At 60.3% G+C, this 16331-nt stretch carries 13 protein-coding genes; all 13 read right to left on the bottom strand.

What is annotated here, in order from left to right; all coding sequences use genetic code 11:
- Positions 1-41: 41 nt before the first annotated feature.
- Positions 42-3773, bottom strand: coding sequence for a carboxypeptidase-like regulatory domain-containing protein (locus ACOFKT_RS12445; RefSeq protein WP_419804303.1), 3732 nt, complete (start codon positions 3771-3773; stop codon positions 42-44).
- Between the two features lie 234 nt (positions 3774-4007).
- Positions 4008-5012, bottom strand: coding sequence for a transglutaminase family protein (locus ACOFKT_RS12440; RefSeq protein ID WP_419804302.1), 1005 nt, complete (start codon positions 5010-5012; stop codon positions 4008-4010).
- A gap of 89 nt (positions 5013-5101) precedes the next feature.
- Positions 5102-5374: a hypothetical protein gene (locus ACOFKT_RS12435; protein ID WP_419804301.1), complete on the bottom strand. Its 273-nt coding sequence runs from the start codon at positions 5372-5374 to the stop codon at positions 5102-5104.
- Positions 5371-6360 carry an alpha-E domain-containing protein gene (locus tag ACOFKT_RS12430; RefSeq protein ID WP_419804300.1) on the bottom strand — a complete coding sequence of 330 codons (990 nt, stop codon included), beginning with the start codon at positions 6358-6360 and terminating at the stop codon, positions 5371-5373. Before ACOFKT_RS12430 ends, ACOFKT_RS12435 begins: the two co-directional genes overlap by 4 nt.
- A 17-nt stretch (positions 6361-6377) precedes the next feature.
- On the bottom strand, positions 6378-6587 hold the full coding sequence (locus ACOFKT_RS12425) for a DUF2283 domain-containing protein (protein WP_419804299.1): 210 nt from the start codon (positions 6585-6587) through the stop codon (positions 6378-6380).
- 292 nt (positions 6588-6879) lie between these two features.
- Positions 6880-8340 (bottom strand): circularly permuted type 2 ATP-grasp protein, encoded by a 1461-nt coding sequence (locus ACOFKT_RS12420; protein ID WP_419804298.1) that lies wholly within the window; start codon positions 8338-8340, stop codon positions 6880-6882.
- A gap of 343 nt (positions 8341-8683) precedes the next feature.
- Positions 8684-9673: a PDZ domain-containing protein gene (locus ACOFKT_RS12415; RefSeq protein ID WP_419804297.1), complete on the bottom strand. Its 990-nt coding sequence runs from the start codon at positions 9671-9673 to the stop codon at positions 8684-8686.
- Positions 9660-10637, bottom strand: a complete 978-nt coding sequence (locus ACOFKT_RS12410; protein WP_419804296.1) for a HEAT repeat domain-containing protein — start codon at positions 10635-10637, stop codon at positions 9660-9662. Before ACOFKT_RS12410 ends, ACOFKT_RS12415 begins: the two co-directional genes overlap by 14 nt.
- 92 nt (positions 10638-10729) lie before the next feature.
- Positions 10730-11485 carry an RNA polymerase sigma factor gene (locus ACOFKT_RS12405; RefSeq protein ID WP_419804295.1) on the bottom strand — a complete coding sequence of 252 codons (756 nt, stop codon included), beginning with the start codon at positions 11483-11485 and terminating at the stop codon, positions 10730-10732.
- A gap of 88 nt (positions 11486-11573) precedes the next feature.
- Positions 11574-12449, bottom strand: a complete 876-nt coding sequence (galU, locus tag ACOFKT_RS12400; RefSeq protein ID WP_419804294.1) for a UTP--glucose-1-phosphate uridylyltransferase GalU — start codon at positions 12447-12449, stop codon at positions 11574-11576.
- 137 nt (positions 12450-12586) lie between these two features.
- The gene (locus ACOFKT_RS12395) at positions 12587-14335 is read right to left on the bottom strand and encodes a DUF885 domain-containing protein (RefSeq protein WP_419804293.1); all 1749 of its coding nucleotides are present in this window, start codon (positions 14333-14335) and stop codon (positions 12587-12589) included.
- Between the two features lie 85 nt (positions 14336-14420).
- Positions 14421-15092, bottom strand: a complete 672-nt coding sequence (locus tag ACOFKT_RS12390) for a YdeI/OmpD-associated family protein (RefSeq protein ID WP_419807163.1) — start codon at positions 15090-15092, stop codon at positions 14421-14423.
- Positions 15093-15094: 2 nt separating this feature from the next.
- Positions 15095-16309 carry a HEAT repeat domain-containing protein gene (locus ACOFKT_RS12385; protein ID WP_419804292.1) on the bottom strand — a complete coding sequence of 405 codons (1215 nt, stop codon included), beginning with the start codon at positions 16307-16309 and terminating at the stop codon, positions 15095-15097.
- Between the last annotated feature and the right edge of the window lie 22 nt (positions 16310-16331).

Genomic DNA, 16331 nt, shown 5'->3' with positions numbered 1-16331 from the left:
CCTGGCCAATCGGCCAGGCTCTCTTGCCTTGTGAATTTTGGTTAGAACTCAAGCCGTAATGCAAGCTGGACTACGCGGTAGGGTTGGCTTCCGGTTGTTGCCGTGATCTGGCCGAACTGGGCGCCATTGTTGATGTCAGCGTTGGCGCTGCCGTTGTAGGGCGCGGCAAACACGGGGTGATTGAGTACGTTGTAGGCATCGGCCCGGAACTTCAGGTTCACCCCTTCCTTGTACAGCGCGAAGGACTTTGCGAGGCCTGCGTCGAACTCGAATGCTCCCGGTCCACGAAGCAGGTTGCGGCTTCCGATATTAAAGCCAATCGGGCCTTGGAAGGCATTTGTGGCAGCGTTCGGGTCAGCAAACAAAGTTAGCTGCTTGCGCACCGGGTCGGTGTGGACGCTGCGACGGATTGCGGCAGTGTTTCCATTGAAGAGCAGGGGCGCATTGTTTGAGTAACTTGCCACGAAAGCATCGCCGGTTGGTGTAAAGACGAACCCGCTGCGGTAAGAAGGGATTCCGCTGACAGCCCATCCACCGATCAACTCGTTCACGAACCAAGGCACGTTCGAGGCAAACTCGTGCCCGCGACCGACTGGAAGCTCGTAGGTGAAGTTGGAGTTGAACAGGTGGGTCACGTCAAAATCAGAGCTTGCACGGCACAGCCGCGGACGCAGTGCGTCACAGATGAGACCCGTACCACCAAGACCATTGGAGTTGGCAATGAGCGATACGTTATCGATGGCATGTGACCAGGTGTAGTTTGCGTCGAACTGCAGACCGTGCGTCAGATTCTTTTGCAGACTGAACAGCGCACCGTGGTAGGTGGAGAAGCCTTTGTTGGTGTAATAGTTGTTGGCCGAGTACTGCGCGCCCATGCCTACGTTCGCGGGGAGCGAAGACGAGAGAGCCTGAATGATGTCGGCGAAGTCGCCAGCAGCGAAGAGGCTGCCGTTGTTGTCGACAATCGCGGCTGTCTTACTCGAATAACCCGCTGACGAGACATTCGTCAGGTTCTCAAACCAGGGCTGAGGTGTAATGGGCTGATTCGCGCGGGCCTGCACTTCGGCATTGCCCACTGCCTGCGACATCGACTGTCCCGAAGTGGGATCGACGAACTCAATCAGCTGGTTTGAATCAGTCTGGCCCAGCAAACGGCGTCCGAAGCGACCCACATAGGTGCCACGGAAGACAAATCCACCACTGAAGTTGTGTTCCATGGTGAAGTTGGCTGTGATGCTATAGGGCGTCTTCAGACTGTGGTCAATGGTGGTGTTGAAAGCCTGTCCATTCTGCAGACCGTACGGTCCAGATGCATTCACAAACGGCTGGAAGCCAGATCTTGGAGTAGCAGGCGGAGTGATCGTCACTGTCGTTCCATAGCGAGGATCATTCGTCAAAGCCGCTCGCGGATTTCCTGACACACCGTTCGAGATGACCAGCGGCTGCTGGAACAGGTATGAGTTCTGGTCCTGTTGGTACAGAACCGCGCTCGCAACTGTGCGGTCGAAGACAAGACCCACGCCGCCACGAAACACCGTTTCACGATCAAAGGAGGGGTTGTAAGCGAAGGCGAAGCGCGGAGCCAGATTTTTCCAGTCCGGGTCGTATAGTCCGGGCCCGTTATTCGCCTTACCTCCCAAGACGTAGCTCTGGAGCGGTACAGCATCGTTTCCAGTCTTACCGGCAGCTGCTGCGGCGACGCGAGCACCAAAGTAATTATTGAAGGTTGAATTATTAACCGACTCTAGACCGTTTGTCTCGTAAGGAACGCTGAAGAACTGATAATTCACACCGTAGTTCAACGTGAGAGAAGGTGTGACCTTCCAAGTGTCTCCGATGTAAGCCTCGGTTTGGTAGTACTTATAATTCCGCTGCAGCCCGGTTCCAAGTGGGAGAGCTGCACCGGTCTTGTCATAGTTGATCGATCCACTTATCGAGCTGATGCGGCCAAGTATGGCCGCAAAGGCGCTGTCATAAGTGATTGTGCCAGTTGTAGAACCCGTATACAGATTTGCAGGACGAAGGGAGGCGCTCAGGCCGGAGTTCTTGCCGCCCAGGCCGATGGTTTGCGTGGCGTAGTCCAGTTTCGTGTTGCTGCTGGTTGGGATGTACTTGAAAAGCCCGCCCAGCGTGATGTTGTGCCGGCCGACAGTCCAACTGAAATCGTCTACAAATTGTAGGATCGGAACGCGACGGGCTTGAGCATTAACCGGTGAATTGTAAGGATTGGAAAGCAGCGTTGTTGTGCCCGTGTTGAAGCTAAGCGGGCGATCTGGCGGATTGTACAGATTTTGCGTAATCGGGAATGACAAATCCTGCACCACGCGACCAATCGTGAACTGGTTGTACTTGTTGGAGCCAATCTGCCAGTCGAAGCCGGCTGACCAGCGATAGCTGCGGTCGCTGACGGGCTGAACGAGTGGAGTGATGGACGGGAACTGCTGGAAGGTCGATCGAGCGTCGCGTCGCGTGACATTCCCGACCCCCCGGAGCTTGATTTTTGGTGTAAGCGTGTAATCGAGGCGAGCTACGTACTGCGACCGATTATCGCGGTCCAAAGCATTGAAACGGAAGGTGCCGGTGTTAACACCGTCACCTCCGGTGAGGTCGTTTGCATGCGGATATGCAGAGTTGAAAAGCTGCAGCAACGCTTGATTCACGCCAACACCGGCGGGATCCATGGCTTTGACTTGAGCGGGGGTGAGCTGACTGATGCAAGTGGGTGTGGTGTTCTGACGGCTCGTGCGGTTACAGCCAGCGCCGTTATTGATATAAGAAACAACACCGCCACGAAACGAATCCAGCGGCACCGTACGGGTCTGCACTGAACCGGCGGCTGTGCGGAAGAAATTCGCGTTCACGAAAAAAAAGGCCTTATCGCGGAGAATCGGGCCACCCACGCTGCCGCCGAACTGATTCCGAATAAGCTGAGGGCGTGGAACCTGAGGCGTCGAAAACTTATTAAACCAATCATTTGCAACCGTGGTGCGGTCGCGATGGTACTCGTATAGGTTGCCGTGGAATGAATTCGTGCCGCTACGCGTGACAAGATTGAACTGACCGCCGCTGCCAGGACCACTGTTCACCTGGAAACCGCCAACGGTCCCGCGGAATTCTTGTACGGAGTCCACCGGCGCGCCACCCACGATTGAGAACGTAGCGGTGCCGTTTTGCGTCGTGCCGCCACCTGTCGCGAAGTCGTTGACGTCCAGACCGTCGACGCTAATATAGTTCTGGTCGGTGCGGGCGCCAGTGGTGGAACCCGTAGAGGTCACGCCGGGCTGTAACGTGAAAAGACGAGCAGGTGTGGTGCGGTCCTGGATTGGCAGGTCATTCAGCTTCTGGACCTGATAGTTGATGCCGACGGACGCATCTTCGGTGTTGATCGTCGCAGCGGTGCCGCCGGCCTGCACTTCGACTTCCACAGCGCTGCCCGCATTCAAGGTCACATTCTGCGAACGAACGTTCGCAACGTTGACGTAGATGCCCTTTACCGAAACGGAGGCGAAACCCTCATGCGTCACAGTAAGCTGGTAGTTCGGCCCGGGAGGCACCTCGCCAAATCGATAGGAACCCGCGGAGTTGGTCTTTGCTTTGAAAGAAACGCCAGTGGTAGGGTTCGTGAGCTCGACGTTTGTGTCGGGCACGATCGCGCCTGTGGTATCCGTGACAACACCGGTAACAGTGGCACTGGTTGTTTGGGCATAGCCAGCCGCAGGAATAGACAGAACAGCAGCCAAGGGCAGCAGCGTTCCCATGAGACGAGAGTGCATTCGTTTACATCTCCTAATGCGGCCAGAATTCTTCTACAGCCCGGGCGGGCAGCCGCAATTAATTTGGGTATCTCAGAAATGATTGCAATCTGAATGCCATTTGAGAGTCAGAGGTATAAAGAGTAGATCGCGAAATTGTCGGCCCTCCTTATGAGTTTTTGGAGAGGTATCCCGAAATTCGGATGTTTTTAACGGTGCTCGGATCGGAATGCTGTGACGTCCGACCCACCTCACCTACTGCTGAGCTTGTTGCATTTGCTGCATGTAGCGGGCGTAGCTGACGGCGGGTGGTGGTGGGGCGGGTGGCTGCTGGGCCTTTTCGACGAGCTTGGACCAGTCTTCGGGGACAGGCAGTTCCTGGTCGGGCAGAGGTGTGCCTTCGCTGGGCTGCACCCGAACGGCGACGCTGAGGTCGGTCGAGGCGCGGCCGCGGAAGATGCCGTGCGTGGGCGGAACGTCGGAGTAGTCGCGGCCGATCGCGGTGCGGATGTGGCGATCGCCCGCGGTCAGCCAATTCGTCGGGTCGAAACCGATCCAGCCAAGCTGTGGGATCAGTGCCTCGATCCATGCGTGCGTTGCGGTGGACACGCTGCGGTCGGTTTTGCTGCCACCCGTTCCGTGGTGCAGGTACCCGGACACGTAGCGGCACGGGATTTTGAGGCGCGTGCGCACGAGCGCGAGCATGACGTGAGCAAAGTCCTGACAAACGCCGGTGCGCTGCTCCAGTGCAACGTCAATGGGGGAGTCGGCGGAGGTGGACCGGGGCACGTAATCGAACCAGCGGTAGAGGCGCTCGTTCAGCTCGTGCAACACCATGAGCGGGTCGTCGCGGCGGCGCACGTCCAGCTCGTCGGCGAGCGCGAGCAAGCGCGGCGTGGGCTCGGTGAACTCGCTGGGGAAGAGGAACTCCCAGTAGTCGCCATCACGGACCATGCTGTCGAGCTCGGCCCAGGCGTCGGGGGCGAGAAATGACGGGATGGGCAGTGATTCTTCCATCTCGACCAGGCTTTCGGCGACGATCACGAGCTGCTCGTGCTGGCCCGGGATGTCGAAATGGTGCACGTGGTTCGCGAGGTGATCGCGGTAGCTGAAGACGCGGCAACGCGGCGACACAGAGAGCTGAAACGCGAGGCAGCGCTGGTATTCGTCAGAGCGCGGATGCATGCGCGTTTCCATGATGGACTCGCTGATCTCGTTGCTATAGACGAATTTAGTCAGGTGGCGGACGGTGTAATACATCGAGCTCCAGCGAATTGGTCGATCAGCGAATCAGCGAGTCTGTCGGCTTGCTGCGATGGTTGAACTATATCTGGCCTGTCCGCCGGGCGCTATGGAGCAACGCCGGCGTCGATCCAGCACAGCAGGGCAAACAGGCCGGCCGCGATACACGCGATGCGATACCAGCCTCGGCCGGTGAAAGCTAGACCGATGGCGAGGAGCGCGAGAGGGTATGAGAGTGGCAGCACCACAGAGGGCACGCGCTCCATTGTCCATTCTTTGCCGTGAATGCCTCGCAGGTGGCTCGCGTACCAGCCGCTCAAAAGCAGTACGGACGAGAGTGCGACGGAAATAGCGAAGAGGCCGCGCCGTGTGCCGGTCACCCGGCGAGTGCCGCCTGAATGGAGTAGTCAACGTAAAGCTCGTAAATGGCGCGGTGAATCTCCGCGCAGTGGCGCTGGATGCCCTGGAGGTACTCGACAACGCCTGCATCCAGAATCTCTTCGACCGACGAATAGCTGAGTGTCGCGCGCAACCGGCCGGAAAGGCGGCTGAGTTTCTCGGAACGCGGACCGCCGCCGCTGATTGTTTCAATGGCGCGCAGGGCGTGTTCCATGGCGTCGATGGAAAAGCGCAGCGAGTGCGGGAAATCGGCGTCGAGCAGGAGGAACTCCAGAATCCACGCGGGTGTCAGGTCGGCGGTGTAGACCTTGCAGTAGGCCTCAAAAGCGGTGGCGGAGCGCAGAAGGCCCATCCACTCCAGGAACTCGTTGCCGTCGCGGCCTTGCTCGTGCTGGCGCCAGAGTTCGTCCTGGTAAGCCTCCAGCAGCATGGCGGTGGCAGAGGCGCGCTCCATGTAACGGCCGACCTGAATGAACTGCCAGCCTTCGCCGTGGCTCATAGTGGAGTCGGTAACGCCCTGGAATTGGTGCACGGCCTCCATGACCTGCGCCAGGAACTCGGTAGGCGCCTCGTGCGTGCGCAGCAACGCTTCGGCATGCATGTCGGACTGCATCTCCGGGCGCGTGACCTGAAGGTAGAGCGAGTTTAGGCGCTGCCACATTTCCGTGGAAATCTGCTCACGAACATGGCGGGAATTCTCACGCGCGGCGACGATGCAGCCAAGGACGCTGGAGCGGGAGTTCGCCTCAAAGGTGAGCCGGTGCGTGAGTGCGAAAGCATCACCCTGCCACGTGATATCGCCGCCCGCCCCGAGCGCCTGGATGACGCGCACCCAGCGGCGGTCGGCGCTGGTGGGCGACTCGTCGAGCATCAGATTCAGGTTCACGTCGAGCAGGCGCGTAGTATGCTCGGCGCGCTCGAGATAGCGGCTCATCCAGTAGAGGCTGTCGGCGACGCGGGATAGCATGCGGTTCTCCTGCGAGTTTACGAGGCGATGGGCAGTGGCAGGTGTATGGTTTCGATGCGGCTCAGGTCCAAGTGCTTGGAAGCCTGTTGGATGTCCAGTCCAACCACGCGGCCGCGGTCATCATAATCTGCCACTACACCGTCTGAAATCTCACGTGAGTCCGCACTGACCGTTTCAGCTAGGTCGATGTACAGCGAATCCGTGTCTGCGTAATAGTGAAGCTTCATGTTGTGATCCTCGGCTCGGCGCTGTCGGGAAAAGCATTGTGCAGTGTGCGTTCATCTTCCAGAGTAACAACCCTGAGCGCCTTGCCTTGCAGTTCGGGAACGTAGCCCCAGAAACGAACACGTCGTCCTCTTGCATCTCACGCTTGTAGTGATCGTGCAGCACGTGAAGACACCAAGCGATTTGAAGATAGGGACGTTTTCGTAGCACTTGCTCGCGGAAGTATGCAGTCGTCGGCACTTCGGCAAAGCTCGTTGGTGCCAGATGCATGCTGTACCCAATCAGTAAATCGGCTTATTCGCTCAGCACCCAGGTGTCTTTGCTGCCACCACCTTGTGAGCTGTTGACGACCAGCGAGCCCTTGGTCAACGCGACCCGCGTGAGGCCTCCGGGAACGATGGAAACCTTGTCGGAGCCGTAGAGCACGTAGGGACGCAGGTCGACGTGGCGGGCCTCAAAACCGTCGTTGATCAGGCAGGGTGCACGGCTGAAGGTAATCGTCGGCTGCGCGATATAGTTCCGCGGATCGGCTTGGATCTTGTTCGCAAACTCCTCGCGCTGGGCGGCTGTGGATTGCGGGCCGATCAGCATGCCGTAGCCGCCGGATTCCCCGACGGCTTTGACGACCATCGTATCGAGGTTCTGAAGCACGTGATCACGCTCCTTCTTCTCGCTCATCAGGTAGGTCTTCACGTTGTTCAGGATCTGGTCTTCGCCAAGGTAGTACTTGATGATCGACGGCACATAGGCATAGATCGCTTTGTCGTCGGCGACGCCGGTGCCGAACGCGTTGGCGAGCGTCACGTTGCCGGCGCGGTACGCGTTGAACAGGCCGGCCACGCCGAGCATGGAATCTGGGCGGAAGCTGAGCGGGTCGATGAAGTCGTCATCGACGCGACGGTAAATCACGTCCACTTGGCGCAGGCCGCTGGTCGTGCGCATGTAGACGATGTTGTCGTGCGTCGTCAGGTCGCGCCCTTCCACAAGTTCGATACCCATCTGGCGGGCGAGGTACGCGTGCTCGTAATACGCGGAGTTGAAGACGCCGGGCGAGAGCAGGACGATGTTCGGCTCGGGGCGGCCCTCGGGTGCCAGGGAGCGTAGCGTGCCCAGCAGCAGCTGCGTGTACTGCTCAATGGGCCGCACGTTGTACCGGCTGAACATCTGCGGAAACATGCGCTTCATCACGCGCCGGTTCGTCAGCATATAGCTGACGCCCGATGGGACCCGCAGATTGTCTTCGAGCACGACGAACTCGCCGTTTTCCAGCCGGATCAGGTCCGTGCCGACAACCGCGATGTACACATTGCGCGGCACGTTCAGGCCGATCATGTGGCGGCGGAACTGCTTGCACGAGTAGACGATCTCGCGCGGCACAATGCCGTCCTTCAGGATGCGGCCCTCGTTGTAAATGTCCTTCAGGAAGAGGTTGAGCGCGGTAATGCGCTGCTTCAAGCCCTGCTCCACGCGGTCCCACTCACGCGCGGTGATGACGCGGGGCAACAGGTCGTAAGGGAAGATGCGCTCCGTACCCTCATTGCGGCCGTAGACCGTAAAAGTAATGCCCTGATTCAGGAACGACAGGTCAGCGGCCTGCTTCTTGCGCCGAAGTTCCTCGCGCGGGAGGCTGCTGAAATGGTCCATGAGCGGCCGGTAATGGCCGTGCAGATCGCCGGGGCCGGCGAACATTTCGTCGTAGGCGTGGTCGAGCTGGTAATTTTCCAGACCTGGGCGAACGGCGTTTTCCGTGGGCATCGTTCGCAACAGTATACGGTTGCGAGCGATGGGAGCCGGACGAGGCAAGGACGATGTTGAATTTAAGAACTGTCGCTGCCTGGAGAAACACCGGTCTCGGTGCTATGCCGTATCCCGTACAGAATGTCAGTCCCGGCTCGGTGCTATGCCTGGTCACATGCAGAATGGGAGTTCTGAACCCGGTGCGATGCTTAATCTACATCCAGAGTGGAAGGGCACAGCTTTAGCTGTGCCGAAAACAGCCGCTTAGATACTTCTCTTCTTCTATTCGCCGAAGGCGAATAGAAGAAGAGCCGAAACAGATCATCACTACGCATATTTTTTGGCACCTCGCCGGTACACCTTAGCGGAACAGCATTACGGCAAGCCAGGGTGACTGCGCTGCTGCTTCCGGCTGGCCGGGGCCGGGTTGGGCCGCGCCGCGGCGCTTGCTGTCCGGTACGACGGTCAACGTCTGCTCACGGTGTTCGCGCATCACGACCACGCTCACAGTATGGCCCTTGCTGTCGTGCAGGGCTCGGTTCCAGTCGCTGCGGCTCGCCATCGCGGTGCCGTTGACGCGCAAAACCACATCGCCGGCGTGCATGCCGGCCGCGGCCGCGGGGCTGTTTGCGTCGACCCTGTGCACGAGCAGGCCGCTTCGGCCGTTCAGGCCGAAATACTCGGCAAGCTGCGGACCGATCTCGTCCACGGTGGCGCCGGTGTAGCTCGGAAAGTAAGGGAGCAGGTGACCCGGCATCAAGCTGTGGCCGAACGACCGCGAGGCTTTGCCCTGCACCGCAGGTTGGGGCGGGCCGAAGTTGTCATCGTTGGCGGTCAACGTGTTGTCGCTGGGCGCAGGTACGACGTAGTGCTGCTCCCACGCGCGGCGGCCAATGTCGTCGCGGTTGGCCATGGTTGCGTTCAGCGTCTGCGTGCTGCCGTCGCGGCTGACACCAATCTGGACGCTGCGCCCGGGCTGCATCTCGCGGAGCACATGCCGCAACTGCTCCTCGGAATCGACGCTGACGCCGTTTACGCTTTGCACCACGTCGTGTTCGCGGATGCCGGCCTTCCACGCAGGACCGTCGTGGTCGACCATGATGACGACGACACCGTGCTGCTCGCGCAGGTGCAGGTCTTTCACGGAATTGTCGTTTACCGTTCGAATATCCACGCCAAGATAGCCCTGGCCGGAGACGCTGTGGCCAGCATATGCAGAATGCGGCGCGGCGGCGAGCATGCACGAGAACGGCAAGGACGCCGGCTGTGCCCTGGCGGTCCCGGCGAGCAGCAGCGTAGCAGACAACAAGCACAGACGCAGCCAGGGCACAGCAGCGCTACTGGATACCATCTACCCCCTCCAGCGCCTGCATGGAGGCGGTGCGGATATAGGGGTTCTCGTCCTGCGTGCTGACGGTGTGAAGCACCTGGCGCACGCTGGAGTCGGCGTGAACCGGTTCAAGCATGCTGATGGCGCGGGTACGCACGTTTGCGCTTGGGTCACGCATCAGGCTTTCCAGCACCACATCGCGTACGCGCTGGTCCGAGCTGACAAAGGACTGCAGGCCTTCCAACGCCTTCAAACGCACTTGCGGACTCTTGTCATAGCGAAGCGAAACCAGAAGGGCATCACGAAAGCCCTGGCCGTTGCTGACGGCATCGCTGCCGCCATCGCATTTGTGGCCGGCGCGGCATTCATTCGCGAGCAGGCTTACGCTCTCCTCGCGCACGTTGTTGTCTTTGCCGTGCTGCGCCGCCGTCATCAACAGTTGACGAATCTGCGGGTCGTCGAGCGACCCCTGCAGGGTCTCCGGCGTGATGCGGCTGTAATGCACTTCGACGATCTCAGGGTTTGCGGTTTGGGTCACACCGCTCACACTGCCGACGCTGCTGCCGGCGGCCTGCTGCACGACAACCGTGGTAGGAGCGCTGTGAGCGGTGTGTGCGGCCTGATAGTGACTCAGTCCGGAGCCGCCAGCAAAACCGACACCGACCAGCAGCGCTGCGAGCGCTGGCGCGTTGCTGAGCGAGTGCCACGTGGCAGTAAACAGATTGCGGACGCGGTCGATCAGGGGTAGCCGCGGCGTCTCGTCCAGCGCTTCATCCAGCCGCATGCGGCTCTGCGCCAACAGGTTGGGCGAAAGTTCCGGCAGAGGATCGTTGTCCATCACACCGGTTATTGCGAAGAGCGCGTGTTGCTCCTCAACACACTCGGGGCAGCCGTGCAGGTGCAGTGCAAGCGCGGCCTGCTGTTCGGGGTCGAGTTCGCCGTAGGCCTCCAGCACGAGTTGGTCTTTTGCATGTTCGCAGGTCATGATTGCGATTCCTTGGTCTGGTCTCTCTTGAAGTGGTGTTGCTGCGCCGCCCGGTCTTGGGTGCCGGTGCGTGCGCGGTTTTCCAGCACGGGTTAAACGTCAGCCAGGTTGGCGCGCAGCTTGCGGGTTGCGCGGAAAAGCGTGTTTTTGGCGGTTTCTTCGGTGGTCTGCAGCATCTCGCCAATGGCGCGCAGCTTCAGGCCCTGGTAGTGCTTCAACTCGAACACCATGCGCTCGCGCGGTGTCAGCTTGTCCAGCGCTTCCTGGATGCGCATGTGCAGAACGCGGCGATTCAGGTCGGCTGACGGATTGGAGCCGGCACGGTCGTCCGAAACATTGGACATCAGGTCCATGGTCTCGCCATTCGAGTCGGTCAGCACGCTCGGCTCTTCGCGGCGGCTCTTGCGGCGGCGCAGCGCGTCCAGACACAGATTGGTCACGATGCGGTAAAGCCAGGTGTAGAACGAGCACTCAAACCGGAAGTTCGACAGGTGGCGGTATGCCTTCAGGAAGGCTTCCTGGTGCACGTCCTGCGCGTCCTGCTCACTGCCGAGCATGTGCAAGGCAAGCCGCAGCACGGCGGAGTCGTAGCGGCGAACCAGGTCGTCGAACGCCTCACGCTTGCCGCCCTGTGCCTGGCGGATCAGCTCGTCATCTTCCAGGCGTTGTTTGGCGCGCGCCTCAATCTGCGCTGGTGTCAGTGCTGCGCGTCCCGCCCGGCCTGCCGCCGCTTTCGCCATTCCCGGCGATTCTACCGCGATGACGCCCGTGCCGAGCGCGCCTGTGCCGCGTGTCTGGACAATGGGACCGAGTCCCGTGTCATTGAAACCTAGTGCCTGTGTACCCATCGTGCGCTGACTCCGGAGTCAGAAGATCAATGTCACTCTGATAGACCGGGGCGCACGAAAAAGGTTAGTAGGCTTGCCGTAGGGCTCCCTAGAGCGGGAGCTGCTTGAGCCACTCCCGGAACTGCGGTCCCAATTCATTGCGTTTCAGGGCGAACTCGACCGTCGCCTTCAGAAAGCCGAGCTTGTCCCCGGCATCGTGACGCTTGCCTTCATAGGTGAAGCCGTAGACCTTCTCGGTCGCGAGCAGGGCCTTGATGCCATCCGTCAGCTGCAGTTCGCCACCCGCGCCAGGGGTCAGCTGCTCCAGCTTTTCGAAGATCGCGGGCGTCAGAATGTAGCGGCCGATGATCGCGTTCTGGCTGGGGGCTTCGCTGGGTTTCGGCTTTTCGACCATGTCGTGCACGGTGCACAGACGCGGGTCGTCCGCATCGGGTGTGCATGCCAGGCAGCCGTAGTTCTGAATCGCGTCGCCCTGCACGATCTCGCTGCCGAGGATTGAGCTGCCGGTTTTCTGGAAGGCCCCCACCATCTGCTTCATGCAGGGAACCTCCGCGTCGACGATGTCGTCCGGCAGGATCACGGCAAATGGTTCGTTGCCGACCAGTTCCTTGGCCATCAGCACGGCGTGTCCTAGGCCCAGGGCCTCCGGCTGCCGAACGTAGGTGATTTTTGCAAGCTTTGTCACCTCCACCACGCAGTCCAGCAGCTTCTGCTTGCCGCGCTTGGCCAGCGACGCTTCCAGCTCGGGTGAGCGGTCGAAATGATCTTCCATGGTCGTTTTGCCGCGACCGGTCACAATGATGATCTCGGTGCACCCCGCGGCGACGGCCTCTTCTACGCCGTACTGGATCAACGGCTTGTCGACGAGCGGCAGCATCTCTTTGGGAGTTGCCTTGGTGGCCGGCAGAAAACGGGTACCCATGCCGGCCGCGGGAAAAACGGCTTTACGAATCGTGCGCGTCACTCAGGTGCTTTCCTTACGAAGCGAATTCGTTCGGCGTGATACGCCCAACGTGATCGGGGGAGAAGCCCATCCTAGCAAAGTGAACTGGCGTCGCTATAGCACTGGCGTGTCATAGCTGTGTGTACTTGGCTGCCGCGTCATAACACGGGCGTGTCATTGCCCAGCAGATCCCGACGCACGATTTTGATCGGCACCGGGCCCTCGATCATGAAACGGTCGTGGAAGCGGCCAAGCTGGAACGCCGCCCCTTGCTTCACCTTTAGGTCTTCGCGAAGCTTCAGGATCTCAAGCTTGCCCAGAGTGTAATAAAGGTACGTCGCATCGGCAGTGCCGCGGCGCGTTTCCACCTTGGCGATCTCAGGCGACTGGTAGCCCTCTGTGACAAAGAACCGCTCGGCCTGGTCCGTCGTCATGCCCATGGTGTGCATGCGAATCGCCACGTTGAAGCGCGCGTTGCGCAACAGCGCATCCTGCAACTGGCCCAGGCGAATGAGCTTTGCCGTGCGCGCGTCGGTTCCCGGCGGCAGAAAGCCTTCATCCAGCATCATCTGCTCGCAGTAGTGCGCCCAGCCTTCAATGTTGGTCGTGGCGCCGACCAGCTTGCGCACCTTGGACGGAAAACGGTCCTGCCACAGGAACTGCACGTAGTGGCCGGGGTACGCCTCGTGCACGCTGGTCGAAACAATCGTGCCCACATTGAATGCAGCCATGTAGCTGTTCGTGCGCTCGGCCGACCAGCTCTTGTCCGGCAGCGTCACGTTGAAGTAGGCGCGCGTGCTGTTGCGCTCAAACGGGCCCGGCGGGTCCATGCTGGCCTGGGTCGTCGCGCGCTCAAACGGCGGCGTTTCCTCCAGCACCGGACGCACATCGCTGGGCAGCGTAATGATGTGGTGCTGCTGAATAAACGCAATCTCTTCGTTGAAGCTGTCGCGGAAGGTCTGCAAGAGGCGGTCCGGCGCGGGATGCATCGCGGCCAGTTCGGCAAGCATCTGCTGCGGCGTCTTGTTCGGATCGATCTCCCTGGCAATGCGCGCGAACTCGGCCTGGTTCGCCTTCATGTTCGCTTCGTTCACCGCCAGCAGCTTGTCCAGCGGCGTGTCGACCATCTCGTCATACAGCAGCTTCTTGCGGTAGGTGTCGGCCCCAAACGCGAAGCTGCCGTTGGAGCGCGGCAAGAGGTCCGACTTCATCCACGCGGCATAATCCTTCAGCGCGGCGAGCACGGCGGCGTTGCTCTGCGCAAAGTCTGCCTTGGCCTTGCTATCCGTCGCTGCGGCGAAGGCGGCGGGCACGTCATTCTGGAAGAAGCTGATCGTCCCATCGATCTGGTCCAGCGCGATCTCGGTATAGATGCGCGGCGGATTCTTCAAATTCTTCTTGCCGTTTGCCAACACGGCGGGTATCAGCCGTTCGCGTGCTACGGCCGCGCGCAGGCGTGTGTCGACCGGCGCGAACTCCCGCTCCATCAGTGTGAAGATAGAACCGGTCACACCGCTCGGGTAATTGTCAGGGTTCTTTTCCCACATGCGGATCGTTTCAAGCGACAAGAGCTGCGAGCGGATGCTGTTCATCAGCAGCTCGCGGTCGTCGGCGACGCCGCGGTCCAGGCCGTCCGCGGGAATCTCTTCCAGTTGCTTCAGCGCGGCGTGCAGTTCGCCCGTCTCACGCTGAATTCCGGCGGCGCTGTAATCCTCAAGCTGGGTGTCGTACTGGTGAAAGCCGGCCTGCGTGCCCGCGGTCGGGTTGTTGCGAAAATACACCTCAGAGAAATAGCGCTCGCTATCGACAGAAAACGTCTGCTGCGCGCCGTCGACGTTGACACGCTGCGCGGAGGCGCTAATGGTGGTCGCGGCAAGAAACAGAGCAAGCGAAAGCTGGAGACGCATAGATGCGCCTATCTTAATCCCGCCGGCTAACACGTAGTAACTTGCGCAATGTTCGCTCTACAGGCTCGACCCGCCGTTCGCGCCATCACGCTTTGCTCTCCGCCAGGGCGCAAAGCTTGTCCAGCCGCTTTCCCCGCGCTTCGGGTGACTGGTAATAGAAGACGGCCATCAGTTCGGTGCGGCGTTGATACGGTGTGAGCTTCGCCCACCCGGCGCGTGCGCGTGGTCGCTGCTGAAAGGCACGGGCGATCAGCGGAGGCAGCTCGATTTCGGCCTCCATCGTGCTCAGCAGTCGTTCGGCGAGCTGCTGCGCCCGGCGCAAACGGGCCTCGTCTGACTTCACGGCCTCGACCCACTTGCCGGCTTCGCGGCGCATGGATTCGGAGAGGCTGTTGTAGAACTCGCGCAGGCCTTCGGCTTCATCCAGCAGCGTGTCCAGTTCCTCGGGCAGCTCGGCGGGACGCGGGTCCAGGTCGGCGTCGAGCTCAAAAATCGCGCGCTGGCCCTCGCGCACGTTTGCATTCGATTGCATCGCGCGATTCACCAGCAGGAAATAGGAGCCCAGTTCGCCCGCGTACGGGAAGAGCGAGTTGCGAAACGCGAAACCATTGATCGTGCCACGCACGCGCAGCCGAACCATCTGCGGCCACACATCCGACGGCGTGAAGGGCACACGCACAATCGTCCAGCCCAGACCACCACGCTCACGTTCCAGCATGGCTTCAAAGCGGCGGGTCGTGCGATTCAGGCGCGGCATACTCAAGGAAGCATTTCAGCACTTCCGCAGGCTTCTGAAAAGTACGTTTTCGCCGTGCTGCCGTGTCCCAGCCACCAGCGCTGCCACCGCGGCCGCCAGGTGCTTACGTCGTCGTCAGCGTAGTTTGTGCTCGCGGTGTAATGGGTCAACTGCTGCAGCATTCTGTCGGTTTGCCACGTCAGACTCCGCGAATCGGCGCTCTGCGCACTTGGTCCTGAAGGAAGCGAGCCAATCAGGATTGGCACGGCCGCCGCGCTGCCGGTTTCGCCCAGAGCGTACAGAATTCCCATGCGTGTGGAAGCATCCGCTGTGCGAAGCCGGCCTGCGAGAGGCGCGACAGCCGCATCGCCGCCGCTATCTGCTGCGTACTGCAGATAAGTCGAAATACCTGCATTTTTGTCCGCAGTGGACAGCAGCAATGGGAACCACTTCGAATCATGCGTTTCGCCCAATAGCTCGGCGGAGCGCATGGACGCGTAGGAGCCGGCTTGCTCATTCTGGGCCATTGCGGCGAGCGCGGCGAGGCTCGCTTCCGTATTCAAGTTGGCCAGAGCGTCCGGAGCGTTTTCGTGAATTGCAGGTTCCTTCGAGGTTGCGAAGGTGAGCAGCAACGGTTCCAATTCCGCCGGAGCGAGCGTGGCAAGTGTGAGCGCCGCATTTCGATTGGTCGTGAAGTCGGTCGATCTCAGCTGTGCGATCGAAGGCACGAACGCCTCTGCGGGCACCTTGAGATCAGGATCGACTCGAAGATAGAGCGTCTGTTTGAAAGAAAGAGTCCGATACGGCGGTTTGAAGCTGGAATCAGCTTCGAACGCGACATCCCGAGCAGCGTCAATGGTGTAATCGCCTGGAAGGCGGACGACCGGCTTGCGCTCACCCCGGGAAAGATTCTGGTAATTCAGTAGGATCTGCTCGGTTCGCGAGGCACCGGGTGCAAGCTCGAGGAGACCGGATGCGCAACTTCCGCCATAACTCCGTGGCGGGCATGCTGCGTCGGGACTGCTCGTCCGATCAACTTGGATCTTGTACCCGGAGCAGAAGCTGTAAGGGTCCGCGGTGCTGATGTAAACGGGCGTCTTCCCGTCATTGTGGATTGTAAAGTTCAGAACGACCGGCTCGCCCGGCGCGAACGCGGCCTTATCTATCGTGAACCGGCCCGTGATTTGCGCGCCGCACATGGACGCGCTCAACAGACTGAAGATGAACAAGCCGCGCATACCGTTTTAGACGCCACGGATG

The organism is Terriglobus sp. (assembly GCF_965201105.1).
Lineage (GTDB): Bacteria > Acidobacteriota > Terriglobia > Terriglobales > Acidobacteriaceae > Terriglobus.
The sequence above is the reverse complement of the archived record's forward strand: the minus strand, read 5'-3'. Positions and strand labels throughout refer to the sequence as shown.

Bases quoted from the DNA above. Each gene is read 5' to 3' on its own strand.
- ACOFKT_RS12445 (WP_419804303.1), bottom strand. From the start codon at position 3,773: ATGCACTCTCGTCTCATGGGAACGCTGCTGCCCTTGGCTGCTGTTCTG.
- ACOFKT_RS12440 (WP_419804302.1), bottom strand. From the start codon at position 5,012: ATGTATTACACCGTCCGCCACCTGACTAAATTCGTCTATAGCAACGAG.
- ACOFKT_RS12430 (WP_419804300.1), bottom strand. From the start codon at position 6,360: ATGCTATCCCGCGTCGCCGACAGCCTCTACTGGATGAGCCGCTATCTC.
- ACOFKT_RS12425 (WP_419804299.1), bottom strand. From the start codon at position 6,587: ATGAAGCTTCACTATTACGCAGACACGGATTCGCTGTACATCGACCTA.
- ACOFKT_RS12420 (WP_419804298.1), bottom strand. From the start codon at position 8,340: ATGCCCACGGAAAACGCCGTTCGCCCAGGTCTGGAAAATTACCAGCTC.
- ACOFKT_RS12415 (WP_419804297.1), bottom strand. From the start codon at position 9,673: ATGGTATCCAGTAGCGCTGCTGTGCCCTGGCTGCGTCTGTGCTTGTTG.
- ACOFKT_RS12410 (WP_419804296.1), bottom strand. From the start codon at position 10,637: ATGACCTGCGAACATGCAAAAGACCAACTCGTGCTGGAGGCCTACGGC.
- ACOFKT_RS12405 (WP_419804295.1), bottom strand. From the start codon at position 11,485: ATGGGTACACAGGCACTAGGTTTCAATGACACGGGACTCGGTCCCATT.
- ACOFKT_RS12395 (WP_419804293.1), bottom strand. From the start codon at position 14,335: ATGCGTCTCCAGCTTTCGCTTGCTCTGTTTCTTGCCGCGACCACCATT.
- ACOFKT_RS12390 (WP_419807163.1), bottom strand. From the start codon at position 15,092: ATGCCGCGCCTGAATCGCACGACCCGCCGCTTTGAAGCCATGCTGGAA.
- ACOFKT_RS12385 (WP_419804292.1), bottom strand. From the start codon at position 16,309: ATGCGCGGCTTGTTCATCTTCAGTCTGTTGAGCGCGTCCATGTGCGGC.